The organism is Bradyrhizobium sp., from assembly GCF_035484855.1.
Taxonomy (GTDB): Bacteria; Pseudomonadota; Alphaproteobacteria; order Rhizobiales; family Xanthobacteraceae; genus Bradyrhizobium.
The window spans coordinates 13,169-37,220 of the sequence record NZ_DATHOP010000187.1; the positions used below are offsets into that span (position 1 = coordinate 13,169).

Annotated in this window: 22 protein-coding genes and 1 pseudogene; 11 read left to right on the forward strand and 12 right to left on the reverse strand. The window is 64.3% G+C overall.

Translation table 11 applies throughout. The annotated features are described in order from the left end of the window. Nucleotides 1–2 precede the first annotated feature (2 nt). Complete coding sequence (locus tag VK804_RS21170; RefSeq protein WP_325373853.1) at nt 3–2,729, forward strand: molybdopterin-dependent oxidoreductase; 2,727 nt, start codon at nt 3–5, stop codon at nt 2,727–2,729. Nucleotides 2,730–2,804: 75 nt separating this feature from the next. Further along, the gene (locus VK804_RS21175) at nt 2,805–4,202 is read left to right on the forward strand and encodes a nucleobase:cation symporter-2 family protein (protein ID WP_325373855.1); all 1,398 of its coding nucleotides are present in this window, start codon (nt 2,805–2,807) and stop codon (nt 4,200–4,202) included. A gap of 139 nt (nt 4,203–4,341) precedes the next feature. On the opposite strand, the gene uraD is transcribed toward VK804_RS21175, so the two are convergent. From uraD to VK804_RS21195, 4 genes are all read right to left on the reverse strand, one after another. Then, the gene (gene uraD / locus VK804_RS21180) at nt 4,342–5,229 is read right to left on the reverse strand and encodes a 2-oxo-4-hydroxy-4-carboxy-5-ureidoimidazoline decarboxylase (protein WP_325373857.1); all 888 of its coding nucleotides are present in this window, start codon (nt 5,227–5,229) and stop codon (nt 4,342–4,344) included. A gap of 11 nt (nt 5,230–5,240) precedes the next feature. Beyond that, on the reverse strand, nt 5,241–6,176 hold the full coding sequence (puuE, locus tag VK804_RS21185) for an allantoinase PuuE (protein ID WP_325373859.1): 936 nt from the start codon (nt 6,174–6,176) through the stop codon (nt 5,241–5,243). Then, a complete protein-coding gene (locus VK804_RS21190) occupies nt 6,177–6,590 on the reverse strand; it encodes a DUF3830 family protein (protein ID WP_325373861.1) in 414 nt (137 codons plus the stop codon). 230 nt (nt 6,591–6,820) lie between these two features. Continuing rightward, nucleotides 6,821–7,099 carry a hypothetical protein gene (locus VK804_RS21195; protein ID WP_325373863.1) on the reverse strand — a complete coding sequence of 93 codons (279 nt, stop codon included), beginning with the start codon at nt 7,097–7,099 and terminating at the stop codon, nt 6,821–6,823. A gap of 256 nt (nt 7,100–7,355) precedes the next feature. On the opposite strand from VK804_RS21195, the gene VK804_RS21200 reads away from it, so the two are divergent. After that, complete coding sequence (locus VK804_RS21200) at nt 7,356–7,595, forward strand: hypothetical protein (RefSeq protein ID WP_325373865.1); 240 nt, start codon at nt 7,356–7,358, stop codon at nt 7,593–7,595. Nucleotides 7,596–7,881: 286 nt separating this feature from the next. Here the strand turns inward: VK804_RS21200 and VK804_RS21205 are convergent, their stop codons facing one another. Next, nucleotides 7,882–8,265, reverse strand: coding sequence for a cytochrome c (locus tag VK804_RS21205; protein WP_325373867.1), 384 nt, complete (start codon nt 8,263–8,265; stop codon nt 7,882–7,884). A gap of 113 nt (nt 8,266–8,378) precedes the next feature. Then, nucleotides 8,379–9,974: a flavin monoamine oxidase family protein gene (locus tag VK804_RS21210; protein ID WP_325373869.1), complete on the reverse strand. Its 1,596-nt coding sequence runs from the start codon at nt 9,972–9,974 to the stop codon at nt 8,379–8,381. Between the two features lie 219 nt (nt 9,975–10,193). Between VK804_RS21210 and VK804_RS21215 the strand changes: the two genes are divergently transcribed. From VK804_RS21215 to VK804_RS21245, 7 genes and pseudogenes are all read left to right on the forward strand, one after another. Then, on the forward strand, nt 10,194–11,387 hold the full coding sequence (locus VK804_RS21215) for a urate hydroxylase PuuD (protein ID WP_325373871.1): 1,194 nt from the start codon (nt 10,194–10,196) through the stop codon (nt 11,385–11,387). Nucleotides 11,388–11,582: 195 nt separating this feature from the next. Then, entirely contained in the window at nt 11,583–11,783 is a 201-nt protein-coding gene (locus tag VK804_RS21220) for a type II toxin-antitoxin system RelE/ParE family toxin (protein WP_414642822.1), read from the forward strand. Further along, nucleotides 11,755–12,058 (forward strand): annotated as a pseudogene (locus VK804_RS21225) (HigA family addiction module antitoxin). The gene VK804_RS21220 and the pseudogene VK804_RS21225 overlap by 29 nt, the downstream one beginning before the upstream one ends. Nucleotides 12,059–12,182: 124 nt before the next feature. Beyond that, entirely contained in the window at nt 12,183–12,665 is a 483-nt protein-coding gene (locus VK804_RS21230) for a hypothetical protein (protein ID WP_325373873.1), read from the forward strand. Nucleotides 12,666–12,811: 146 nt separating this feature from the next. Next, a complete protein-coding gene (locus tag VK804_RS21235) occupies nt 12,812–13,219 on the forward strand; it encodes an Hsp20/alpha crystallin family protein (RefSeq protein ID WP_325373875.1) in 408 nt (135 codons plus the stop codon). Between the two features lie 8 nt (nt 13,220–13,227). Next, nucleotides 13,228–15,627, forward strand: coding sequence for an endopeptidase La (gene lon, locus VK804_RS21240; protein ID WP_325373877.1), 2,400 nt, complete (start codon nt 13,228–13,230; stop codon nt 15,625–15,627). Between the two features lie 32 nt (nt 15,628–15,659). Then, complete coding sequence (locus VK804_RS21245; protein WP_325373879.1) at nt 15,660–16,013, forward strand: helix-turn-helix transcriptional regulator; 354 nt, start codon at nt 15,660–15,662, stop codon at nt 16,011–16,013. A 275-nt stretch (nt 16,014–16,288) separates the two neighbouring features. Here VK804_RS21245 and VK804_RS21250 read toward each other — a convergent pair whose 3' ends face one another. Together VK804_RS21250 and VK804_RS21255 are read right to left on the reverse strand one after the other, a co-directional pair. Further along, nucleotides 16,289–17,395, reverse strand: a complete 1,107-nt coding sequence (locus tag VK804_RS21250; protein WP_325373881.1) for an amidohydrolase family protein — start codon at nt 17,393–17,395, stop codon at nt 16,289–16,291. Between the two features lie 55 nt (nt 17,396–17,450). After that, nucleotides 17,451–18,227, reverse strand: coding sequence for a cyclase family protein (locus VK804_RS21255; protein ID WP_325373883.1), 777 nt, complete (start codon nt 18,225–18,227; stop codon nt 17,451–17,453). 258 nt (nt 18,228–18,485) lie between these two features. Here VK804_RS21255 and VK804_RS21260 point away from each other — a divergent pair, with 258 nt between their 5' ends. Next, nucleotides 18,486–19,475 (forward strand): TRAP transporter substrate-binding protein, encoded by a 990-nt coding sequence (locus VK804_RS21260; protein WP_325373885.1) that lies wholly within the window; start codon nt 18,486–18,488, stop codon nt 19,473–19,475. Between the two features lie 2 nt (nt 19,476–19,477). On the opposite strand, the gene VK804_RS21265 is transcribed toward VK804_RS21260, so the two are convergent. From VK804_RS21265 to VK804_RS21280, 4 genes are all read right to left on the reverse strand, one after another. Then, nucleotides 19,478–20,956: an ATP-binding cassette domain-containing protein gene (locus VK804_RS21265; protein WP_325373887.1), complete on the reverse strand. Its 1,479-nt coding sequence runs from the start codon at nt 20,954–20,956 to the stop codon at nt 19,478–19,480. Then, a complete protein-coding gene (locus VK804_RS21270; RefSeq protein ID WP_325373889.1) occupies nt 20,956–21,882 on the reverse strand; it encodes a branched-chain amino acid ABC transporter permease in 927 nt (308 codons plus the stop codon). The genes VK804_RS21265 and VK804_RS21270 overlap by 1 nt, the downstream gene beginning before the upstream one ends. A 2-nt stretch (nt 21,883–21,884) precedes the next feature. Next, nucleotides 21,885–22,760, reverse strand: a complete 876-nt coding sequence (locus VK804_RS21275) for a branched-chain amino acid ABC transporter permease (RefSeq protein ID WP_325373890.1) — start codon at nt 22,758–22,760, stop codon at nt 21,885–21,887. A 97-nt stretch (nt 22,761–22,857) separates the two neighbouring features. Beyond that, entirely contained in the window at nt 22,858–24,045 is a 1,188-nt protein-coding gene (locus VK804_RS21280; RefSeq protein WP_325373894.1) for an ABC transporter substrate-binding protein, read from the reverse strand. Between the last annotated feature and the right edge of the window lie 7 nt (nt 24,046–24,052).

A 24,052-nucleotide genomic window follows, 5' to 3' on the forward strand; every position in this document is an offset into this window, starting at 1 on the left:
CCATGAGTTTTGAGATCAACGGCAAGCAGTTCGCACAAAGCCCGCGCGCCGGACAATGCCTGCGCACGTTCCTGCGCGACACGGGGCATTTCGGCGTCAAGAAAGGCTGCGACGCCGGCGACTGCGGCGCCTGCACCGTGCTGCTCGATGGCGAGCCGGTGCACTCCTGCCTGATCCCGGCGTTCCGCGCCGAGGGACACGCCGTCACCACCATCGAGGGGCTTGCTCCCGATGGTGGCGCGCATCCGATGCAGCAAGCGTTTCTCGATGCGCAGGCGTTTCAGTGCGGGTTCTGCACCGCCGGCACGATCCTGACCTGCGTGTCGCTGAACCAGGCGCAGCGCCAGGACCTCGGCGCCTCGCTGAAGGGCAATCTCTGCCGCTGCACCGGCTATCGCGCCATCGAGGACGCGCTCGACGGCAAGACCAACATCGAGGAAGCCGCCCCCGGCAAAGCCTTCGGCCGCAGCCTGCCGGCGCCCGCCGGACCGCAGGTGGTGCGGGGCGAAGCCCGCTATACCTTCGATACCGAAATCGACGGCTTGCTGCATATAAAACTGTTGCGCTCGCCGCACCCGCATGCCCGGATCATCTCGATCGGCAAGGCGGCGGCGCTGGCCGTTCCCGGCGTGCGGGACGTGCTGACATCAGAGGATGCCCCGCGCCGCCTGTTCTCCACCGCGCGGCACGAGAAGGCCTGGATGGACCCGGACGACACCCGCGTGCTGGACGATGTGGTCCGCTTCGTCGGGCAGAAGGTCGCGGCCGTGGTCGCGGAGAGCGAAGCCGCGGCCGAGGAAGGCTGTCGCCGGCTCGATGTCGAATACGACATTCTCCCGGCGGTGGTCGACCCGGCAGAGGCGATCGCGCCGGGCGCGCCGCTCCTTCACGGCGACAAGACGCCGGAGCAGCGCGTCGCCAACGCCCAGCGCAATATCGTGGCGGAAGCCCATGGCGAATATGGCGATGTCGTGCGCGCGTTGGCCGATGCCGCTGTCACTTACGAGGGAATGTTCACCACCCAGCGGGTCCAGCACGCCGCGCTGGAGACCCATGGCGGGCTGGCCTGGGTCGATGCCTCCGGCGTCCTCAATGTCCGCTCCAGCACGCAGGTGCCGTTCCTGACGCGACGGGCGCTGGCCGATCTGTTCGATCTCGCGCCCGACAAGGTCCGGGTGTTCTGCGAGCGCGTCGGCGGCGGTTTCGGCGGCAAGCAGGAAATGTTCGTCGAGGATATTTTGGCGCTCGCCGCGCTCAGGACAGGGCGGCCCGTGAAACTCGAACTGACGCGCGAAGAACAGTTCATCGCGACCTCGACGCGGCATCCGATGCGGGTTCATGTCAAGGCGGGCGCCGACGGCAGCGGAAAACTCACGGCGCTGCAGCTCGACGTGCTCTCCAACACCGGCGCCTACGGCAATCATGCCGGTCCCGTGCTGTTCCATGCCTGCGGCGAATCGATCTCGGTCTATAATTGCCCGAACAAGAAGGTCGACGCCGTCGCCGCCTATACCAACACCGTGCCGGCGGGCGCGTTTCGCGGCTACGGCCTGCCGCAAACGCTGTTCGCGGTGGAAGCGGCGATCGACGAACTGGCCAGGCAACTCGGCATCAGCCCCTTCGAAATCCGCCGCCGCAACATCATCAGGCCGGGCGACCCGATGCGCTCCCCTCCCGACAACGGCCATACCGACGTGCTCTACGGTTCCTACGGCCTCGACCAGTGCCTCGATCTGGTCGAGCGCGCGATGCAGGCCGAGGGACCCAGGGTCGATCTCTCCGCCGATTGGCTCACCGGCGACGGCATCGCGCTGACCATGATCGATACCGTGCCGCCGGACGGGCATATCGCGGATGCCACGATTGCACTTCTCGAGGACGGCGGCTTCGAGCTGACCGTCGGCACCGCTGAATTCGGCAACGGCACCGCGACGGTGCATCGCCAGATCGCCGCGACCGTGCTCGCCACCACGGTCGACAACATCCACCTCAGGCAATCCGACACCGCCCACGGCGGCCACGACACCGGCGCCTATGGCTCGACCGGCACTTTTGTAGCCGGGCGCGCGACGCAGGCGGCCGCGGAGAATCTGACCAGCGAGCTCAGGGCGTTTGCCTCGGCCGCGACCGGGATCATCCCGGAGGCCTGCGTTCTCGACAACGATGCCGCGGTCTGCGGCAGGCAGCGACTGTCGTTTGCCCAGATCGGCGAAGCCGCGCGCGCGCAGGGGCAGCTGCTCCGTGCGGCCGGCACCTCGACCGGCACACCGCGCTCGGTCGCCTTCAACGTCCAGGGTTTTCGCGTCGCCGTGAACAAGGCGACGGGCGAGATCAGGATTCTCAGGAGCGTGCATGCCGCCGATGCCGGACGCGTCGCCAATCCGATGCAATGCCGCGGCCAGGTCGAGGGCGGCGTGGCGCAGTCGCTCGGCGCCACGCTCTACGAGGAGATGGTGATCGACGAGATGGGGCGCGTCGTCAATCCGAGATTCCGCGATTATCATCTGCCGTCCTTTGCCGACATTCCGCGCACCGAAGTGTTTTTTGCCGATACCACCGATACGATAGGCCCGATGGGCGCCAAATCGATGAGCGAGAGTCCGTACAATCCGGTGGCGGCGGCGCTGGGCAACGCGCTCGCCAGCGCCACCGGCATCCGTTTCACGGCCGTGCCGTTCAAGCCGGATCGGCTGTGGCCGCTGCTGCATGAGAAGTTTGGCCAGACGTAAGCGCCGCTTGGCATGAGCCTTGTATTGGATCAAGCTGGCGCGCGAGCTCAACAGCCGCGGCAGGGGGACCCGATCATGAGCACCGACATCCATCCGGTCGACGAGATCCTGCCTGTCCCCCGCCTGCTCGCGCTCGGCCTGCAGCATGTGCTGGTGATGTATGCCGGCGCGGTCGCGGTGCCCCTGATCATCGGCCGGGCGTTGAAGCTGTCGCCGGAGGACGTGGCCTTCCTGATCAGCGCCGACCTGTTCGCCTGCGGGCTCGCCACGCTGGTGCAGTGCATCGGCTTTCCCGGGGTCGGCATCCGGTTGCCGGTCATGATGGGCGTCACCTTCGCCTCCGTCGGCCCGATGTTGTCGATGGCGGCTGCGCCCGACATCGGGCTGCTCGGCATCTACGGTTCGGTCATCAGTGCCGGAATCTTCGGCATCGTTGCCGCGCCTTTCATCAGCCGGCTGCTGCCGCTGTTTCCGCCGGTGGTGACCGGCACGATCATCCTGGTGATCGGCATTTCGCTGATGCGGGTCGGCATCAACTGGGCCGGCGGCGGCCTGCCGACCCTGACCAAGCTGGTCGACGGCGTGCCCGGTGCATTTCCCAATCCGGGCTACGGCCAGCTTCAAGGGCTCGGCATCGCGCTGTTCGTGCTGTTGATCATCCTCGGCCTGATCAAATGGGGCAGCGGCTTCCTTGCCAATGTCGCGGTGCTGCTCGGCATCGTCGCCGGCGCGATCCTGGCGAGCGTGCTCGGCGTGATGCATTTCGAAAAGGTCGCAGCCGCGGCCTGGGGCGACGTCGTGATCCCGCTCCGCTTCGGCATTCCGCAATTCCACCTGGTTCCGATCGTCACCATGTGCATCGTGATGATCGTGGTGATGATCGAATCGCTCGGCATGTTCCTCGCGCTCGGCGAGATCACCGGCAAGGTCATCGACCGCGACGCGCTGAGCCGGGGCCTGCGCGCCGATGGCGTCGGCACGCTGATCGGCGGGCTGTTCAACACTTTCCCCTACACCTCGTTCTCGCAGAATGTCGGCCTCGTCAGCGTCACCGGGGTGCGCTCGCGCTGGGTCACCGTGACCGGCGGCGCCATCATGCTGCTGCTTGGGCTGTTGCCGAAACTTGCCGCGCTGGTCGAAGCCGTGCCGCTGGTCGTGCTCGGCGGCGCAGGGCTTGTGATGTTCGGCATGGTCGCGGCCACCGGGGCGCGGATTCTGACCGCGGTCGATTTCAAGAACAACCGCTACAATCTGTTCGTGGTGGCGATTTCGGTCGGTTTTGGACTGATCCCGCTTGCAGCACCAGGCTTCTTCCGCAACCTGCCGCACGACCTGCAGCCGCTGCTGGAGTCGGGCATCCTGCTGTGCGCGCTGGTGGCGGTACTGCTGAACGCATTCTTCAACGGCATCGGCAGCAAGGCCGCCGCAGAGGCCGACGCGGCAGCGGTCGCCACGTCCGCGCAGCATGTGTGACCCAACACCGTCATGGCCGGGCTTGTCCCGGCCATCCACGTCTTTGAACCGGCTCGCTGCGGGAAAGACGTGGATGCCCGGGACATCTGCGCGAAGACGCGCTTCGCGCTTTCGCCCGGGCATGACGAAGAAACAAGATTCAGCTGCCCCGATACGTCGCATAGCTCCAGGGCGTCACCAGCAGCGGGACGTGGAGATGGCCTTCGGGCTCGCTCACCGAAAAGCGCAAGGGGATGGAATCGAGGAATGGCGGGTCCGATAGCGGCACCCCGCGCTCGGCAAAATATCGACCCACGCTGAAAGTCAATTCGTAGCGCCCGATCGGCACCGGCCGGCCGCCGATCAGGGGCTGGTCGGTGCGGCCGTCGCTGTTGGTGATCGCGCGCGTCACGACGCGGATCGAGCCGAGTTCGGACAGTTCCACCAGTTCGACCGCGATCCCCGCGGCCGGCTTGCCGCTGTGGGTATCGAGCACATGGGTGGACAGCCGGCCATGTACCTTGAGCCGGTCCTCCGACGCGACCTGCTGATCGAGGCGCAGTGCGGCGATGCGGCCGATTTCCTCGATCGAGACTTGCGTCTCGGTTGCGCCATCGTTCGGCAGCCGCCGCTCGAAATCGCGCAGGATCGAATCTTTGGTGTGACGCCGGACGCAGACGATATAGGGGAAGCCGAATTTCGCGCGATAGGCGTTGTTGACGCGCTCGAAGGCGTCATATTCGGCATCCGACAACCGGTCGAGCCCGACGCTGTTCTGCTCGGCGCTGGATTCGGCCGTCAACCCCGCGGCGCGCTGGGTCTTGTTGGCGAGATCTGGATGCGCCTTGATCAGCGCCAGCCGAAGCTCTGGGGTTGCGCGATCAACGGCCGATTTCATCGCGGCGAATAACGGAATGACGCCGGCGAATGGTCGCTGCGAGGCGGCCTGTTCGGCGATCCACGGCGAGTATTCGAAAATGTTCGCAAGCGCTGCGACGAAATCCTGCCTGCTGCAGTCATTCAGCTCGGCGAGCGTTTTTGGCTGCATATCGGCCTGACCTATCCGATGCCTGGCGCATTGACGGCAAGATGCGCGAGATGGGCGTGCCAGTGCTGCGCGATCTGCAGCCGCGTCGGCACCCAGACGCGCTGATGTTTGGCAATGTAATCGAGAAACCGCATCAGGGAGGCCGCGCGACCGGGACGGCCGACCACGCGGCAATGCAAGCCCACCGACATCATCTTCGGCGAAGTCTCGCCTTCGGCATAGAGCACGTCAAAGCTGTCCTTGAGGTAGGTGAAGAACTCATCGCCGCCGCCGAAGCCCTGCGGATTGACAAAACGCATGTCGTTGGCATCGAGGCTGTAGGGGATGATCAAATGCGGCCCGGCCGGACCCTTGATCCAGTACGGCAGGTCGTCGGCATAGGAATCGCAAGAATAGAGGAAGCCGCCGGCTTCCATTACCAATCGGACGGTATTGATCGAGGTGCGCCCGGTGTACCAGCCGAGCGGACGCTGGCCGGTAACCTCGGTATGGATGCGGATCGCATCCGCGATCTCCGCGCGCTCTTCGGCTTCCGACATGTCCTTGTGCTCGACCCATTTCAGGCTGTGGCTGGCGATATCCCAGCCGGCCTCCTTCATGGCGGCGACGACTTGCGGATTACGTTTCAACGCGGTCGCGACCCCGAACACCGTCACCGGCAATTTGCGCTCGCCGAAAATTCGCCACAGCCGCCAGAAGCCGGCGCGCGAGCCATATTCGAACATCGATTCGATGTTGGCATGGCGCTGTCCGGGCCAGGGCTGCGCGCCCAGCACGTCCGACAGAAACGCCTCCGAGGCGCGGTCGCCATGCAGGATGTTGTTCTCGCCGCCCTCCTCGAAATTCACCACGAACTGCACGGCGACCCGCGCATCGCCGGGCCAGCGCGGATCGGGCGGGTTGCGCCCGTAGCCGTGGAGGTCGCGCGGATAGCTGGCGTCGGTCACCTAGACTTCCTCGAAGCGAATTTTTTGCGCGCCGTTCCACAGCACGGCCTTGCCGAAGGTCGCGAGATTCTCCAGCCCCGAGGTGAGCGTGATGAAGTGATTGCCGGCGAGTTGCCCCATCTTGCTGGCAAAATGCACGCCGCCATAGGCCAACAGGATTTCGGTCTCGCTGATGCCGCCGGGATAGAGGATGACCTGGCCGGGCGCGGGATAGCTGGTGTGGTTCTCGTAGCTGACGCCGAAGTCGAGATCGCCGAGCGGCATCCACACGCCCTCGCCGCTCCAGCGCACATGGATGGCCTGGCTCTCGAACGGCATGGCCTTGCGGAACGCCGCAACCGTCTTCGGCGCGAGTTTTTCCTCGAAGCGGGCCTGGAAGGTGAAGTCGCCGGCGTGGACGATGAGCTGGCTCATGCAAATTTCTCGTCAAGGCTGAAGGATTCTACAGCAAGTTCGGTCACCTCGCCCCGCTTGCGGGGAGAGGTCGAAATTCGCGGGTAGCGAATTTCGGGTGAGGGGGACTCTCCACGAGTCGTGCTGTTGAGAGAGCCCCTCACCCCAACCCTCTCCCCGTGGAGGACGGGGAGAGGGAGAAGTGACCGATGCTGCTTGTGCCAACTTGAATTCTCACCATGCAATAGAGCCTATTGGTCCGGCCGCTTGGTTTCATAGGACCAGCCGAAAATCCCGCTGCGATGGATTTCTGGTTCCGGCGGCGGGGGCGGCGGCGCGATTTCGGCTTGCGGCGGCGGGGGCGGCGCCGGCAGGTTGTCGCACTTCATCGAATAGACGAGTTTTCCGTCCGCGGTACGGCCGATCGGCGCACAGGGGTCGGCGCGCGCGGTCGCGCTTTTGGGGACCAGCTTGGTCTGCGCCCAGGCGGGCGAGGCGATCAGGAGAATGGCAAGTATCAGCTTCTTCATCGGTTTTCCCGCAAAGGCTTGCACCGTTTCGCCATTGAACCGAATTGGCCGCGGGAAGTCGAGAGAGGTTCGGCGCATTTGCCTGCCGAATATTTGGTCGCCAGCCGCGCCTGACCAACAAATTGGCTCGCCGCTTCGTGATCGGCGGCGCCGTCAAAATTCGCAAGGCCCATCGCTATGTCTTGGAATGAAGGCGCCGATGTCGCGGGCGCGTTCTTGCCTCGCAGGCAGGCGCCTCATCAAAACGGAGAATACCATGCGCAAGACAATCCTCACCCTTCTCGGTTCGGCCTTGCTGGCAGCCTCGACGGTCCAGATCGCCGCTGCCGCCGAGCACCACAGGACCCACAAGGTTTACCGCGAGCCGGCACCCGTGAGCGACGCGGTGCGAAACTCCAACGCCTACGATGCTCCCGTCTACGCGCCCTATGCCCGGCCCTACTCGGATTGGTCGCGTTACGAGAATGGCGCGGAGTCGGCGCCCGCAGGACAGTAGCGGCGAGCTTGGGCTGTCATCGCCGGGCTTGACCCGGCGATCCATCCTTTTGGAAGAAGCCTTTCGTGAAGCAGGATGGATTGCCGGGTCAAGCCCGGCAATGACGCCTTGTGTTCTTGCCGCGGCGCGCCCCGCCCTGCCTTAAGACCCGCCGCCCGAGAGCATCTTCACCAGCCGGTACAGATAATCCCCGCCCTGGTAGAACGATTTGACCAGCACGCGCTCGTCGTTGGACGCGGATACTTCCCGAGGGCCTGCCATTCCATCCGGTATGGCGAAGATGCCCCTATCTTCGAACCTGCTTGACGTCCTCGGCCGCCACTGCGTCCCGATAATCGTTGCCGAAATGGGTACGCAGATAGTTCACGACGGCGGCGACCTGGTCGTCGCTCATCATGTAACCGAAGGCCGGCATGCCGCGCTGGCCGTTGACGACGATGGTGAGCGGATAGCCGGCCGCCTCGAGATTCTTGTCGGCCACCAGCGACGGATAGCTGCCGGCGCCGGTCGCGCCCCTGGCGTCGGCCATGTGGCAGCCCTGACAGACATTGGCGAACAACTGCTCGCCGCCGGTCTCGACGAACCGGTAGCCCGAGCTCAGCGCCGGCGGCGATGATGGCGCGACGTTTTGCGCAGAAGCTGCGGACAATGCCTGCAGGAGTATCGTCATTGCGAGCCAACGGGTCGGCGCGAAGCGCCGCCCGATGACAGGCTCCGCGAAGCAATCCATTCTTGCTTTGCGGCCCGATGGATTGCTTCGTCGCTTCGCTCCTCGCAATGACATCACGTTTTCACCACGCGCTCATGCAGCCGGCCGATGGCATCGAGCGACGACAGGATCGCACCTTCCTGCCACGCCGGGATGTAGGAGGCGTGCTCGCCCGCCAGCACGATCCTGCCGTCGATCTGGCAGAGATCGTTGTAATGCTTGGCCCTCGTGGCGTCGCTCCAGTCGCCGGCACAGCCGAGCGTGAAGGGCATGCGATGCCAGGCCACCGCGATACCGTTCTCGAATTCGCTGGCATATTGCGGATGCAGCCGGGCGCCGAACTCGACGGCGCGCGCCACCCGCTCGGCCGGCGGCATCGCGGTGAATTCGAAGGCGTTGGCGCCGTCGAACAGATAGGCCCCCAGCAGCACGCCCTTGCCGGCGCGGTTGAAGCCAGAGTTGGGGTAGGCGATCTGCCGGATCGGCAAGTCCGTATAGCTGATGCCGCCATAGATCGCCTCGTCCTCCTCCCAGAAGCGGCGCTTGAACTGCAGGCCGATCTTGACGGAGGCCGAATACGGCACGGCGTCGATCGCGGCCTTCATGCGGGCGCCGACATTGATTGCAAGCTGGCTCAGGATCGACAGCGGTATGGTGCAGACGCACCAGTCGGCCTTGGCCTGTTGCGGCGTGGCAGGCGACTTGAGGTCGGTCCAGGTGACGGTGACGCCGCGGTCGTCCTGCGCGATCGCGGTCACCTTGGCATCATAGCGGATGAGGTCGCCGACCTCTTTTGCAAAGGCCTTGCCGATCATGTCCATGCCGCCGACCGGCTGGAACATCGTGGTCTGGAACTGATAGCGCGCGAAATTCTGCAAATAGCGCCAGAGCTGCGAATGGAGAATTTCCGACAGCGCGATCGGTTCGCCCGGGACCGGCACCGCGGTCAGGCCGCCGCCGGGATTTTTGGCGAAACCACGCATGTCGGCGGAAATCAAATTGGCCTTATAGGCATAGTCGCGGTCGAGCGCGCCCCACGCCCGCAACGCCTGCAACAGGATCTCGCGATCCTCTTTCGTGACCGCTTCGTCGAGCTTGCCTTGTTGCGTGACTTTCGCGAGCAGTTCCGAAACCTGCCCCTGGAAATCGGTCTTGATGTCGCGGATGCGCTGCGGCGTGCCGCCGAATGCGCTGCTCGCATGCAGCAGCGCGTTGTGATTGAGCTGGAGGAACGGCTCCAGCGCGACGTTGAGCCGCTTGCAGTAGTCCAGCAGCGCGCGATGATGATAGGGGATCCGCCACGGGCCGGGATTGAGATAGAGGCCGTCGTCGAATTCGCAGGTCTGCTTGGCACCGCCGAGCTCGGTAAAACTGTCCCCGCCCCGCAAGGTCCAGTTGCGGCCGCCGGGCCTCGAATTGAACTCCAGGATCTGGACGCTGTAGCCGGCCTTGCGCAATTCCAGCGCGGCGGTCATGCCTGCCAGGCCAGCGCCGAGGATCAGGACGGAGGCGCCCTTCGCGTCGCCCTCGAGCTTGATCGGACCCCTGTAGCCGGAGTCGGCCGCGAACCCGAGCGCGGTCATCGCGTGGTACATCGCGGCGCTGCCGGAGATCGTTCCGATCAGGGACAGCAGATCACGACGGCTGACAGTGACGGGCTCGCCTGGCATTTTTATCTCTTTGCCCAATTGTTAAGCGGGGCAGACCGGAAAATGATCATGCTGTCCTCGCATATTGTTTCGGTTGCGGAAAGTGTCCGAGGTGGCGCGGAAATCAATTGACGGTGTTCCGGAGGGTCTATCGAATGGAGCACCGGACTCCGATCACGGTGGTTTTGGCGAGGGCCGGAGAGTTCGCTGCCGGAGATTCTTTACAACCGAGGGGCGCGTATGTGGGGATCGATACTGACGGAGTGGGCGAGCCTGATCCTCCGTTGGCTGCACGTGGTGGCTGCGATCGGATGGATCGGCAGCTCGTTCTATTTCATCCATCTCGACCTCAGTTTGAAGCCGCACGGCGACCTGCCCGAGGGCGTCTATGGCGAGGCGTGGCAGGTCCATGGCGGCGGCTTCTACCGGATCATGAAATACCTGGTGGCGCCTGCAAAAATGCCGGACGAACTGACCTGGTTCAAATGGGAGGCCTACACGACCTGGCTGTCCGGCATCGCGCTGATGGTCGTGGTCTATTATCTCGACGCCGAACTGTTCCTGGTCGACAAGTCCAACATCGATCTCTCGCCGCTGCAGGCCGGCTTGTTCAGCTTCTTCAGCCTCGCGCTGGCGTGGCTGCTCTACGAAGGCGCCTGCCGTTCGGGGCTGGCCAGGCACGAATTGCCGTTCGCGATCGGCGGCTATCTGTTCCTGGTCGGCCTCACCTACGCCTTCACCCATGTCTTGAGCGGCCGCGGCGCCTTCAACCAGATCGGCGCGATCATCGGCACCATCATGGTCGCCAACGTGTTCGCGGTGATCATCCCGAACCAGAAGAAGATCGTCGCGGCATTGCTGAAAGGCGAGGCGCCCGATCCTGAGCTCGGCCAGACCAGCAAGCAGCGCTCGGTCCACAACAACTACCTGACGCTGCCGGTGATCGTGCTGATGATCAGCAATCACTATCCGCTGTTGTTCGCCACCCGCTACAACTGGCTGATCGTGGCGATCGTGCTCGCGCTCGGCCCGATCATCCGGCATTTCTTCAACGAACGGCATGCGGGGCGGAAATCGCCATGGTGGGTCTGGGGCATCGCCGGTGCCGGCATGGTCGCGATCGGCTTTTTGTCGGCGGCCGGTCCCCGCGATATCAAGACCGGCGCATTGGCCGCGCCCGCCACCTACGCCAATGTCGAGGAGATCGTGCTGTCCCGCTGCAGCATGTGCCACGGCGCCGAGCCGGTCTGGGACGGGATCGTCACCGCGCCGCGCGGCATCCTGCTCGACGATGCCGAACACATCCACCGCAACGCCCGGCTGATCGGCCGCAATGCGGCGTGGTCGAGCGCGATGCCACCGGGGAACGTCACCGAGATGACGGCTGAGGAACGCGCCGTGGTCGCGGCGTGGCTGGCGGCCCCGAAACCGTAATCGTTAGATCAGGACCGTCACGTACTCCTGCAACTCAAGAATTATGCTTTACATAACTCATAATTCTGCCAGGCTGATAGCTATGATCGTGAGTTACCGGGACAAGAGAACCGCGCGCTTTGCCCGCGGCGATCACGTTCGGGAATTCTCCGGCAAGCCGAAATACGGCTGGACAGGCTGGACGCCGCGACCAGTTTGAAAGACCTCGCCGCACTGCCCGGCAATAGGTTGGAAGCGCTGCATGGCGACCGGCAAGGCCAGTATAGCATCCGCGTCAATGACCAATGGCGGATTTGCTTCGAGTGGCCCGAAAGCTTGTCCGGCCCGGTCAATGTCGAGATCGTCGATTATCACCAGGAGTTACTTCATGTCGCGCACTCCCATTCATCCCGGTGAACATCTCGCCGAAGAACTCATGGGGCTGGGCATCTCGGCCGCCGAATTGTCGCGCCGACGTTCCCGTGAACCGGATCACGGCGATCATCAATGGCCAGCGGGGGGTAACGGCCGACACCGCGCTACGGCTTGGCCACTGGTTCGGCACCAGCCCGGAGTTTTGGCTCAACCTTCAAAAGCTTTATGAACTGCGCCTCGCGCGCAAAGAAGTCGGTGACCAGGTTGATAAGCTGCCCACGCGCAGACATCGCCGAATGCACATCACCCAGGTCTAGAATTTTTCTTGCTGGGGTCTGCATTGATGCTCGCGGGCTAAGCGAAATAATCGCTCCGCACGGCGGCTTGCCGGGCTTGATCCCGGTCAAGGGCTCCCCAGTTCCTGTCTGATAGCAGGACAATATGATCAAGCGCACCGAAGCATGGAATAGCCGCTCCGCCGTCAGCCGGTGGGCGCACGTTCTGGAACGGACCGGGCTCGCGCTCACCGGGGCGTCATGCGGCCTGTTCGTCGCGGCCCATGTCGGCAGGGCCGATATCGAGCTGATCGGCTCCGCCGTCACCGTGCTGGCGATGATGTTTTACGGCGCCGCCGGTTTCTATCTCGGGATCGATCTGCCTCCCGCTCCACCGGATCACCGCATGCACTTCCTCTCGCGGCACGGTCTGGGCTCCGCGGCGGATACCGTCGAACTGCTCAGCGCGGCCGGCACTTTCCTTGCGGCGGTTGCGGCTTTCATATCGGTCTTGAGCATTGTCCTCGACGAGACGGCGAACGCGGGCACGGCGCTCGTGATCGCATTTGCCTGGTTCATCGGCGCGACCCTGCAGATTGCCGCCGGCATCGCCGCGCGAACGCGCAAGGATACTTCCACCACGTCATAGCCGGCCCAATCCGGGTTGACGGCATGGCGCAAGCGTAGAACCATTGCGGCGCCCGCTCGGCGTTACCAAATAGGTGGTTTGCGCCCTGCCACCCGATAACGCGAAGCGGCCCTTTTTCAGGAATTTAGCCCGCGCGAGAGAAGCGAATGTCGAAAAACGACCCCGTCAACTGGATGCTGTCCGAGGCGATCGATTCGCTCGCCCGCGCCGAGCGGCTGCGCCAGCAATTCTTCAGCCTGCAGTCGAAGGCGGGCGCGCGGGAGGTGAGCTGGGAACCCCCGATCGATGTGCTGGAAACCGAGCGCGAAATTCTCATCTTCGTGGCGCTGCCCGGCGTCGATCCCGAACAGGTCGAGGCGGTGATCGAAAACGGAACGCTCGTGATCAGCGGAGATCGCGTGCTGCCCGCCGAGTTGCGCAACGCGCGGATCCACCGGCTGGAGCTGCCGCAAGGCCGGTTCGAACGCCGGATCGCGCTGCCGACGGGGCGCTACGCCGTCAACCGCTTCGCCGTCAACGGATGCATCGGGTTACGCCTTGCGAAGTCTGTGTGAGGATGGTCATGACACCGGACAATGAATCCGCTTCAGCTTCGTCTGCCGCTTCCGGCAAGGTCGACACCGTGTCGATCCCGGGCGATGCGCTGATCATCGTCCCGGTCCGCAACATGGTGCTGTTTCCGGGCCTCGTCACCCCGATCACCATCAACCGGGCCAAATCGATCGCCGCCGCCCAGCAGGCGCTGCGCGAGCAGCGGCCGATCGGCATCCTGCTGCAGCGAAATCCGGAGCTTGAGGATCCCGGCGCGGACGACCTCTACCGGATCGGCACCGTCGCCAACATCGTCCGCTATATCACCGGCGGCGACGAAGCCCACCACATCATCTGCCAGGGCGTACAGCGCTTCCGCGTGCTCGATTATTTGCCGGGCACGCCTTTCCCGGCCGCGCGCGTGCTGCATATTCCCGAACCGACCACGACGTCGCCGGAAATCGAGGCACGATTTCTCAACCTGCAGGGGCAGGCGATCGAGGCGATCCAGCTGCTGCCGCAGGCGCCGCAGGAACTGGTGCAGCTGTTTCAGTCGACCACCTCGCCTGCCGCACTGGCCGATCTTGCGACCTCCTACATGGACATCAAGCCGCAGGACAAGCAGGAGATCCTGGAGACGATCGATCTCGCCGCGCGCATGGAGAAAGTGTCGCGACATCTCGCCGAGCGGCTCGAGGTGCTGCGTCTGACAGCCGAAATCGGTCAAAAGACAAAAGCCACCTTCGACGAACGCCAGCGCGAGGCCATCCTGCGCGAGCAGATGGCGACCATCCAGCGCCAGCTCGGCGAGGGCGACGGCAAGGCGCAGGAAGTCGCTGAGCTGAACGAGGCGATTGCGAAAGCGCAGGTGCCGCCGGAGGCGGAAGGTCAGGCGCGCAAGGAAGTGCGGCGCTACGAGCGGATGCCGGAGGCCGCCGCCGAGGCCGGCATGGTGCGCAGCTATCTCGACTGGCTGATCGAACTGCCCTGGGCGCTGCCGCCGGAGAAGCCGATCGATATCGCCGACGCCCGCCGCATTCTCGACGAGGATCATTTCGGCCTGCAGAAGATCAAGGCCCGGATCGTCGAATATCTCGCCGTGCGCAAGCTAGCGCCGAACGGCAAGGCGCCGATCCTGTGCTTCGTAGGTCCCCCCGGCGTCGGCAAGACCTCGCTCGGGCAATCGATCGCGCGCGCGATGGACCGGCCGTTCGTCCGCGTCAGCCTCGGCGGCGTCCACGACGAGGCGGAAATCCGCGGCCACCGCCGCACCTATATCGGCGCGCTGCCCGGCAACATCATCCAGGGCATCAAGAAAGCCGGCGCGCGCAATTGCGTGATGATGCTGGACGAGATCGACAAGATGGGACGCGGCATCCAGGGCGATCCGTCGGCGGCGATGCTGGAAGTGCTCGATCCCGAGCAGAACGGCACCTTCCGCGACAATTATCTCGGCGTACCCTTCGACCTCTCCCGCGTGGTGTTCATCGCCACCGCCAACCTGCTGGACACGATTCCGGGCCCCCTGCAGGACCGCATGGAGATCATCAGCCTTCCCGGCTATACCGAGGACGAAAAGCTCGAGATCGCGCGACGCTATCTGGTTCGCCGCCAGCTCGAGGCCAACGGGTTAAGGCCGGACCAGGCCGAGATCGAAGTCGAGGCGCTGCGGCTGATCATCAAGGGTTACACCCGCGAGGCCGGCGTGCGCTCGCTGGAGCGGGAAATCGGCAGGGTGATGCGGCATGTCGCGGTGCAGATCGCCGAGGGCAGCGCGAGCCGCGTGGTCATCACATCAGCTGATCTCACCGAAATTCTCGGCCAGCCCCGCTTCGAAGGCGAGATCGCGATGCGCACTTCCGTCCCCGGCGTGGCGACCGGGCTCGCATGGACGCCGGTCGGCGGCGACATTCTCTTCATCGAGGCGACGCGCGTTCCCGGCAAGGGCGCGTTGATCTTGACCGGCCAGCTCGGCGACGTCATGCGCGAAAGCGCGCAGGCCGCGCTGACCTTGGTGAAGAGCCGCGTCGCGCAACTCGGCATCGATCCGCAGGCGTTCGAACGCAGCGACATCCACGTTCACGTGCCCGCCGGCGCCACGCCGAAGGACGGGCCGAGCGCGGGAGTTGCGATGTTCACGGCACTTGCCTCGCTGCTCACCAACCGCACGGTACGGAGCGACACCGCGATGACCGGCGAAATCTCGCTGCGCGGCCTGGTGCTGCCGGTCGGCGGCATCAAGGAAAAAGTCGTGGCCGCCGCGGCGGCCGGCCTGACCCGGGTGATGCTGCCGGCGCGCAACCGGCGCGACTTCGACGACATTCCCCAGGGCGCACGCGACAAGCTGCAGTTTGTCTGGCTCGAGCGCGTCGACGATGCGATCGCCGCGGCGCTGGAGCCGGCGAAACCGGCGGAAGCGGCGGCGGAATAGGCGCGCGTCGAGTTTTTCGCGGGAGACCGACGATGACGACCAGCAAGAAGCTGCCAGCCCACGAAAGGGGCTCCGGCAACATTTTCGCCGACCTCGGGCTACCCGACGCTGACAATCATTTCCTCAAGGCCCAGATTGTCGCCGAACTGTATCGCCTCACCAGCGAACGCAAGCTCACGCAACAAAAGGCCGGGATGCTGATGGGCATCTCGCAGCCCGAAGTATCGCGGCTGTTTAAGGGCCACTTCCGCGAATACAGGGTTGACCGCCTGATGACCTTTCTCACCGCGTTCGACCGCGACATCGAGATTGTCGCCCGGCCGCGCGACAAGCGCGCAAGGAAAGCCCGACGCGGCCAAATCACCTTCAAGCCTGTCGCGGCGTAAGTGAAGCGGATCGACGGCGCCTTCTGCATCTCCAGAAGTTTGCGCTTGCGCGTGAGGTTGGATTGCGCCGGCTTCGATGGATCTGGCTAGGGTCCCACCGGTCACGCGCGGCTTGCGGATGATGGCGTCGTGCCATTGATTTGCCCGGCGTGTCAAATGGTATCTGGATGCGTCGGGCATCCTGCCGGCAGTCATCGGCTACTTTGCATGGGGTTGTTTTCGATATTTTGTTGTCCGGCCACGGAAGCCTCAGAGTGGACCGATCTAATCACGCTTCAGCTCGCCAGCCGCGGCAGCAGCTTCAGCGCGGTGCCGCGTTCGATGTCCGCCAGCTGCGCGTCGGTGAAGACGCCGCACTCCCGCAATCCCTTGACGTGATCGATGCTGGTCCGGTACGGGAAATCGGTGCCGAACAAGATCTGCGACAGCGGAATGATCGCCGTCAGCGCCGACATCGCCGCCTTGTTCGAGGTCTGCGCGGTGTCGTAGTAGAAACGCTTCAGCTCGGCCAGCGTGCCCTCCGGCACGGTGGCCTTGGCGTTCGGGACCAGTAGCGGATTGCGGACGAAGCGCTCGATCAGGAACGGCATGGTGCCGCCGGCATGCGAGAAGATCCAGCGGATGTCGCGGAATTTTTGCGCGTTGCCGCTGAACACGATGTCGGCGATGGTGCGGGTGGTGTCGGTGCCGAATTCGATCATCACCGGCTGCGCCGTCTTCATCAGATTGACGCAGCAATCGGGCGCGGTCGGATGGGTATAGACCAGCGCCTTGCGCCGGTTGAGTTCTTCCATCACCGGCAAGAACGAGGGATCGCCGAGCCATTTGTCGCCATAGCTCGTCATCAGGCCGATGCCGTCGGCCTTCAGCGTGTCGAGCGCATAGGCGATCTCCTGCAGGCTGCCGTCGGTATCCGTCAGCGGTATCATTGCAAAACTTCCGAACCGGCCGGGGTGGTCGGCCCTCAGTTTGGCCGCGTAGTCGTTGCATTCGCGCGCGAGCTTGCGGGCGGCTTCGCCTGATGTGAAGCTGAGCGCGGGCGTGGTGACCGAGAGGATCGCGACCTCGACGCCTGCTCTGTCCATATCGGCCAGCGATTTTTCCGGCGTCCAGTTCTTCATCAGGGCATCGCCGAAATTGCCCGCATTCGATGCGACAATATAGGTCGGCGGCGACAAATGATGATGGACGTCGATGCGATGGGGTTTGTCCGTCAACGTCGCCTGCGCCGCGGCGCTCCCGGGCCTGGCAAGGCCTGCGGCGGCCAGCGCGCCTGCGCCCGCCATGAAATGGCGCCGGCTCAGCGCCGTGCCCGTCAGCGAAAGCGTGTTGCCGTCGCAGCATGCGCAGCCGCGAACCGGCCAATGGCGCTGGTTTCTCATGGCATCCTCCCTGTCAGTTCCTTCGGAACTTTATTATTCGGTTAGCTGGTAAGTCTCACGCGTCGATGATCGCGACCGCCCGGGTCCAGCCGGCGGACGCGCGTTCGATCTTGACCGGAAAGCACGACACGGTGAAGCCGGTCGACGGCAATTGTTCGAGGTTGTGCAGCTTTTCGATGTGGCAATAGCCGATGTGACGGCCGGCCTTGTGGCCTTCCCAGATCAGGCTGGCATCATGGGTCTCGGCGTATTTCTTCGCGGTATGGACGAATGGCGCATCCCAGCTCCAGCCGTCGATGCCGGTCAGCCGCACGCCGCGCTCGAGCAGATACATGGTCGCCTCGTAACCCATGCCGCAGCCGGAGGTGACATAGTCCTGCCGGCCGTATTTGGCGCCGGCCGAGGTGTTGACGACGACGATTTCCAGCGGCGACAGGGTGTGGCCGATGCGTTTGAGTTCGTTCTCGACATCTTTTGCGGTTGCGACATAGCCGTCCGGCAGATGCCGGAAGTCGAGCTTCACGCCCGGCTGCAGGCACCATTCCAGCGGCACCTCGTCGATGGTCAGGGAACGCTCGCCCCTGTTCATGGTCGGATGAAAGTGCCAGGGCGCATCGAGATGGGTGCCGTTGTGGGTGGAGAGTTGCACCTGCTCGACCGCCCAGCCCTGCCCGTCCGGCAGATCCTCCGCTTTCAATCCCGGAAAGAACTGCAGCATGCGCGGCAGGCCCTGCTGATGATCGATGTACTGGATGGTCGGATGCCCGCTCGGCGGATCGGCCGGAACGTCGTTCTGCAGCGGCACCGAGATATCGATCAGTCGTCTGGCCATCGGCGTTCCCCCGGGAATGATTGTTGTTGTGCGATCAGACCGGCTTGATTCCCCTCCGCCACGTCTCGCGGCGCGACCGACAGGCAGATTTGTAACCGGACATGGCATCCTCCGATATCGGCAACTTGCGCGCGCCGTTTTTCTTCGACCGCACCGTAGAAGACTGGCCAATTTATCTCAAGGGACCGCCGTCATCGGCAATCCGTTCGACAGGCTGCCATCAGGCAAGCTACGCTGGCGTGCCGGATCGGAGGAAAATTGCGACTTTTCAGTATGGCGTATCTGCTGGCCGGCGCGCTGCTGCTGGTTCCGGCGGCAGGCCGCACACAGACGGTCTGGGATATGCCGACCGAATATCCCGAGAACGCCATGCCGGGACTCGGCATCGCAACCTTCACCCGACACGTCGCCGAACTGAGCGCGGGGAAGTTGCGGATCAGGCCGAGCTTCGATGCCGCCGCCGGCATCAGGTCGGCCGGGATGCTCACAGCGATCGCGGACGGCCGGGTGCAGGCCGGCGATGCACTCGCCGGCGCGCTGGAAGCTGAGGACGCGATCTTCGCGCTGCCGACGCTGCCGTTCCTGGTAAGGTCGAGCGCGGATGCCAGGCGGCTCGCCGACATCGCGCGACCGTTCCTTGCCGCGGCCTTGCAGAAAAAGGGCGTGCGGCTGCTCTATCTGGCGCCGTGGCCGCCATCCGGCATCTGGTCGAAGACGCCGCTGAAATTGCCATCCGACGTGTCAGGCCTTTCGATCCGCACCTACGACAAGATGTCGAGCGAAGTGTTCGCCGGCGTCGGCGCCAGGGCCGCCGCCATCAGTTTTGCCGACACCATGCCGCGGCTCGTCGATGGCAGCATCAATGCGGTGCTGTCGTCGGGCGACGGCGGCATCGGCCACAGCCTTTGGGAGCGGCTGCCCTATTTCAGCGAGATTTCCTATTCGCTGCCGATTTCGATCGCGAGCGTCAATCAGGCGGCTTACGATGGCCTGAGTTCCGAATTGCGCAACGCGGTCGATGAAGCCGGCCGCAAGACCGAGGTCGAATTGTGGTTTGCGCTGTCGACCAGGCTGCAGGAGAACTATCGGCGGATGCGCGACAACGGCGTCGTGATCGACACCGATCCGGCACCGGCCATCGTCGCGGCGTTTCGGCCGGGCGCGGCAGCGGCGGAGGCCGCATGGTGCACGCGAGCGGGGCCGGTGTGCGCTAGGGTTCTCGATGCGTACAGAGCGGGCAAGCCGTAGCTTCAGAGATAGCCCGCGCCGGCTTCCGCGGCAAAACGGCCGGGGTCGCCTTCCCAGACGATGCGGGCGTGTTCCAGCACATAGACGCGGTCGGCGTGCGGCAGCGCGAAGGTGACGTTCTGCTCGCCGAGCAATACCGTGATCGGCGTGGTCTGCCGCAATTTCTCCAGCGCCTTCGACAGCTGTTCGAGAATGACCGGGGCGAGCCCCAGCGTCGGTTCGTCGAGGATCAGGATTTTCGGCTGCATCATCAGCGCGCGGCCGATCGCCAGCATCTGCTGCTCGCCGCCGGACAATGTCTGCGCCATCTGGTTCTGGCGATCCTTCAGGATCGGAAACAGCTCGAACAGCCAGGCCAGTTGCTTGGCCTTGTCGTCCTCGCTGAGATGATGGCCGCCGAGATCGAGATTTTCGCGCACGCTCATTTCGCCGAACAGCTCGCGCGATTCCGGGCACTGCACGATGCCGCTGCGCGCGATCCGCGCCGGCGAGGTGCCGCGCAGCTTTTCGCCATCGCGGACGATTTCGCCGGCATAGGGCAGGAAGCCCGAGATGGTGTTGAACAGCGTGGTCTTGCCGGCGCCGTTGAGGCCGACGACCGAGACGAACTCGCCCTGGTGGACATGGATCGAGACGTTGTCCAGCGCCTGCGCCTTGCCGTAGAACACGCTGACATTCTCGACCTGCAACAGTGGCACCTTGTCCTTGAAACTGGTCTCGGGCCGGGCCGAGGTCTCGATCGCGCCGCCGAGATAGACCCGGCGCACGGTCTCGTTCTTCATCACCTCGTCGGCACGGCCGGTGACGATTTCCTCGCCGAGATACATCGCGAGCACGCGGTCGACCAGCGCCGCGACGCTCTTGACGTTGTGGTCCACCAGCAGCACCGCACGGCCCTCGTCGCGAAAACTGCGGATCAGTTCGGAGAAGGTGCCGACTTCGGCGAGCGTCAGCCCGGCGAAGGGCTCGTCGACCAGCACCACCTTCGGGTCGCGCGCGATGGCTTTCGCAAGCTCGAGCCGGCGCAAATCCGCAAACGGCAGCGTCGGCGGCCGGCGGTCCATCACCGCGCCGAGGCCGACACGCTCGGCGATCCATTTGGCGCGTTCGGTCAGCGCCTTGTCGGCAAACAGCATGAACAGGCTGTCGGGCAGCAGCGCGACCATGATGTTCTCCAGCACGGTCTGCCGGTTCAGCGGCCGCGAATGCTGGAACACCATGCCAAATCCCTTGCGCGCGATCTTGTGCGCGGGCAGGCCGGCAACGTTTTCGCCCAGGAAAATGACCTCGCCCGCGTTGGGGCGCTCGATACCCATGATCGCCTTCATCGCGGTCGATTTGCCGGAGCCATTGGGGCCGATCAGCCCAAAAATCTCGCCGGCGCGCAGATCGAGGTTGAGGTTCTTCACCGCGGTCAGGCCGCCGAAGCGCTTGGTCAGGCCGCGGACTTCGAGCACGGCAGGGTTGTTGGTGGCATCCATTATTGCCGAGCCCCATGCGACAGCGCGGCGCCGAGGAAGCCGTTGGGGAAGAACAGGATCACAAGCAGGGCTACGGTCGAGACGATGAAGGTCGCCAGTTCCCCGGTCGGCCGCAGGAACTCGCCGGCGACGATCAGGAAGATCGCCCCGAGCGCGGCGCCCAGCACCGTGCGTCGTCCGCCGAGCACGGCGGCGACGATCACCTGCACGCCGACCGCGATATCGACCACCGTTCCAACCGACGCGGTGCCGAAGTAGAACACCAATAGAGCGCCGGATAGCCCCGAGAAAAACGCGCTGACCACGAAGGCCGCGAGCTTGTGCTTGACGATGTTGAAGCCGAGCGCGCCGGCCTGCACCGGGTCCTGGCCGCTGGCCTGCAGCACCAGGCCAACTGGCGACTGGGACAGCCCGTACAGGATGATGGCGCTGATGGTCATGAAGCCGAGCGCGATCCAGTAATTGGCGCCGGCGTCGATGGTGATGACGTCGGGAATGGTGAGGCCGATCTCGCCGCCGGTGAGGCTTGCAAACACCACGACGAAATTCTGCAGCATCAGGACGGCGACCAGCGTGGTCAGCCCGAAATAAGGACCGCGCACCCGAAGCGCCGGCAGCGCCAACACGAAGCCGGCCACCACTGAGGCCATCGCGCCGAGAAAGATGCACAGATAAACCGACCAGCCATATTCATTGTTGAGAATGCCAGCGGTATAGGCGCCGACGCCGATCAGGAAGGTCGGGCCGAAATTCACTTCGCCCGCGAAGCCGAACAGCAAGTCCCACGACATCGCGAACACGCCGAAATAATAGGCGACCGTGAGCAGACCCAGGATATAGCCGGAGACATAGAGCGGCAGCGTCGCGGCGATGACGACGATGGCAAGCGAGATCAGGAACAGCCGCGATTTGAAGAAATCGGCCATGCTCATCGCCTCCCGAGCAGGCCTTGCGGCCGGACATACATGACGGCGACCAGCAGCAGCAGCGCCGGAATGGTGCGGTAGGCCGGCGAGACCAGATAGGCGGTGAGGGTTTCGAGGTAGCCGACCACGAAGGCCGCGATCAGCGAGCCGGACACGCTGCCGAGCCCGCCCAGCACCACGATCGAGAACGCGCTCGCGGTCAAGGGCCCGACGCTATAGGAGGAGACCCCTAAGAACATGCCGAGCAGGACGCCGGCGATGCCGGCGAGGACGCCGTAGATGCCCCAGACCACGACATAGATGCTGGTGAGTTCGAGCCCGAGCAGCGTGACGCCGCGCGGATTCATCGACGCCGCCAGCACCGCCTTGCCGGTGCGGGTGCGGTTGACCATGAGCCAGAGCAGGCCGATCACGAGGCAGCACACCACCGCGGTGAAGATCTCGTTCTTCGGCGTGCGCACGCCGAAGACATCGACCACGCCCTCGACGATCGGCAGCACGGTCTTGGCGTTATTGGTGAAGAAATAGGCGATCAACTCCTGGATCATGATCCCCCAAAGGAGCGTGCCGGTGAGAACGAAGATCTCTCTCTCCTCGTTGGGAATCCGCCGGGATTTCTGGATCGGCTGCACCACCGCGTAATAAGTGGCAAACGCCGCGACCAGCGCTACCGCGACGCCGACCAGCGCACCGGCATACGTGTTCATGTGCAGCATGCTGGCGGCAGCCCATGCGGCGACGGCCGCCAGCACCATGATGGCGCCGTGCGAGAGGTTAAGCACGCCGGATACGCCGAAGATCAGGGTGAAGCCGGTGGCGCCGAGGGCATAGAGCGCGCTGATGGCAAAGCCGTCGATCAAAATCTGGAAGGCAAGCATTTATGATGGCCGCGGCAGCACCGCTGCCTCACTCCTTAAAGAAGACAAGATAACGAAAATGCTCCCGGGCGAACCCGGGAGCATGAAGGCGAGAGGATCAGTTCGAGGTGAGCTTGATGAAGCTCGGGAACTTCAACGTGCCCTTGGCGACTTCCGGCGGCCAGACGGCGACCTGCTTGCCATCCTGCCACTGCAGCATCAGGCCGGTGATCAGGCCCTTGCCGTACTTGATCGAATGGGTGAACTGGTCGTCCTTGCCGTAGAACTGGATGCGGCCGATGGTGCCGACCCAGTCGGTTGCCTCCAACGCCGTCACCAGCTTGTCGGCATCGGTCGATCCGCCGCGCTTCACGGCGTCGGCGATGTAATAGACTTCGTCATAGGCGGTATAGCCGGCATAGGACGGGAAGTTGCCGTACTTCGCCTTGAAGCCTTGCGTGAACGGCAGGCTCTTTTCGGTAACCGGGACGTCGGGGCCCGAGACGCCCTGATAGAGCACGCCCTCGGCGGCGCCATTGGTGTCGGCGCCGAAGGTGGAGTTGGTGGCCTGCGAGGAGATGCCGAGCATCGGGATCGGCACCTGCTGGTTCTTCCACTGCACCGTCGGCTGCACGCCGACATGGGAAATGCCGGTGATGATGACGTCGGGCTTGGCGCCTTCGATCTTGTTGAAGATCGGGGTGAAGTCGGTGGTGTCCGGCGACAGGCGGATATGGTCGACCACCTTCAGGCCGCTGGCGGGCAGGCATTTCATGTATTCCTCGTCCAGCGGGATGGTCCAGGCGGCATCCTCGCTCATGACCACCGCGGTCTTCATCTGCAGGTCCTTGACCAACAGGGCCTTGGACGCTTCACAAACCACGTCGGCGAGTTGGCTGGACGCGAGATAGCCGTGGAAGACGTATTTCTCGTGGTCGTAGTCGTCATGCACGCGCTTGGTGATTTCATTGCTGGCGGCGCCGGGGGTGATCAGCGGCATGTGCAGGCGGCCGGCCCAGGGTTCCAGCGCCAGCATCACCTCGCTGATATAGGTGGCGATGACGGCGTTGACCTTGTCTTGCTCGGCGGCACGCTGGAAGGCACGCACGGCGTCGGCGGCGGAGTTGTGGTCGTCGTATTCGACGATCTCGATCTTGCGGCCGTTGACGCCGCCGGCGGCGTTGATCTCCTCGGCGGCGAGCTTGGCGCCGTTGGGGATGGCGATGCCTGATATGGCGGAGGTTTCGGCGATGACGCCGATCTTGATCGGATCTTCGGCGCGGGCGGCAGACGTTGCCAGGCCCAGGCCGCAT

Coding starts and splice junctions, on each gene's coding strand:
- VK804_RS21265 (WP_325373887.1), bottom strand. CDS start 20,956: ATGGATGCCACCAACAACCCTGCCGTGCTCGAAGTCCGCGGCCTGACC.
- VK804_RS21245 (WP_325373879.1), top strand. CDS start 15,660: ATGACGACCAGCAAGAAGCTGCCAGCCCACGAAAGGGGCTCCGGCAAC.
- VK804_RS21175 (WP_325373855.1), top strand. CDS start 2,805: ATGAGCACCGACATCCATCCGGTCGACGAGATCCTGCCTGTCCCCCGC.
- VK804_RS21200 (WP_325373865.1), top strand. CDS start 7,356: ATGCGCAAGACAATCCTCACCCTTCTCGGTTCGGCCTTGCTGGCAGCC.
- VK804_RS21205 (WP_325373867.1), bottom strand. CDS start 8,265: ATGACGATACTCCTGCAGGCATTGTCCGCAGCTTCTGCGCAAAACGTC.
- VK804_RS21170 (WP_325373853.1), top strand. CDS start 3: ATGAGTTTTGAGATCAACGGCAAGCAGTTCGCACAAAGCCCGCGCGCC.
- VK804_RS21275 (WP_325373890.1), bottom strand. CDS start 22,760: ATGCTTGCCTTCCAGATTTTGATCGACGGCTTTGCCATCAGCGCGCTC.
- VK804_RS21190 (WP_325373861.1), bottom strand. CDS start 6,590: ATGAGCCAGCTCATCGTCCACGCCGGCGACTTCACCTTCCAGGCCCGC.
- VK804_RS21255 (WP_325373883.1), bottom strand. CDS start 18,227: ATGGCCAGACGACTGATCGATATCTCGGTGCCGCTGCAGAACGACGTT.
- lon (WP_325373877.1), top strand. CDS start 13,228: ATGACACCGGACAATGAATCCGCTTCAGCTTCGTCTGCCGCTTCCGGC.
- VK804_RS21210 (WP_325373869.1), bottom strand. CDS start 9,974: ATGCCAGGCGAGCCCGTCACTGTCAGCCGTCGTGATCTGCTGTCCCTG.
- VK804_RS21250 (WP_325373881.1), bottom strand. CDS start 17,395: ATGAGAAACCAGCGCCATTGGCCGGTTCGCGGCTGCGCATGCTGCGAC.
- VK804_RS21230 (WP_325373873.1), top strand. CDS start 12,183: ATGATCAAGCGCACCGAAGCATGGAATAGCCGCTCCGCCGTCAGCCGG.
- VK804_RS21215 (WP_325373871.1), top strand. CDS start 10,194: ATGTGGGGATCGATACTGACGGAGTGGGCGAGCCTGATCCTCCGTTGG.
- VK804_RS21195 (WP_325373863.1), bottom strand. CDS start 7,099: ATGAAGAAGCTGATACTTGCCATTCTCCTGATCGCCTCGCCCGCCTGG.
- VK804_RS21270 (WP_325373889.1), bottom strand. CDS start 21,882: ATGGCCGATTTCTTCAAATCGCGGCTGTTCCTGATCTCGCTTGCCATC.
- VK804_RS21235 (WP_325373875.1), top strand. CDS start 12,812: ATGTCGAAAAACGACCCCGTCAACTGGATGCTGTCCGAGGCGATCGAT.
- uraD (WP_325373857.1), bottom strand. CDS start 5,229: ATGCAGCCAAAAACGCTCGCCGAGCTGAATGACTGCAGCAGGCAGGAT.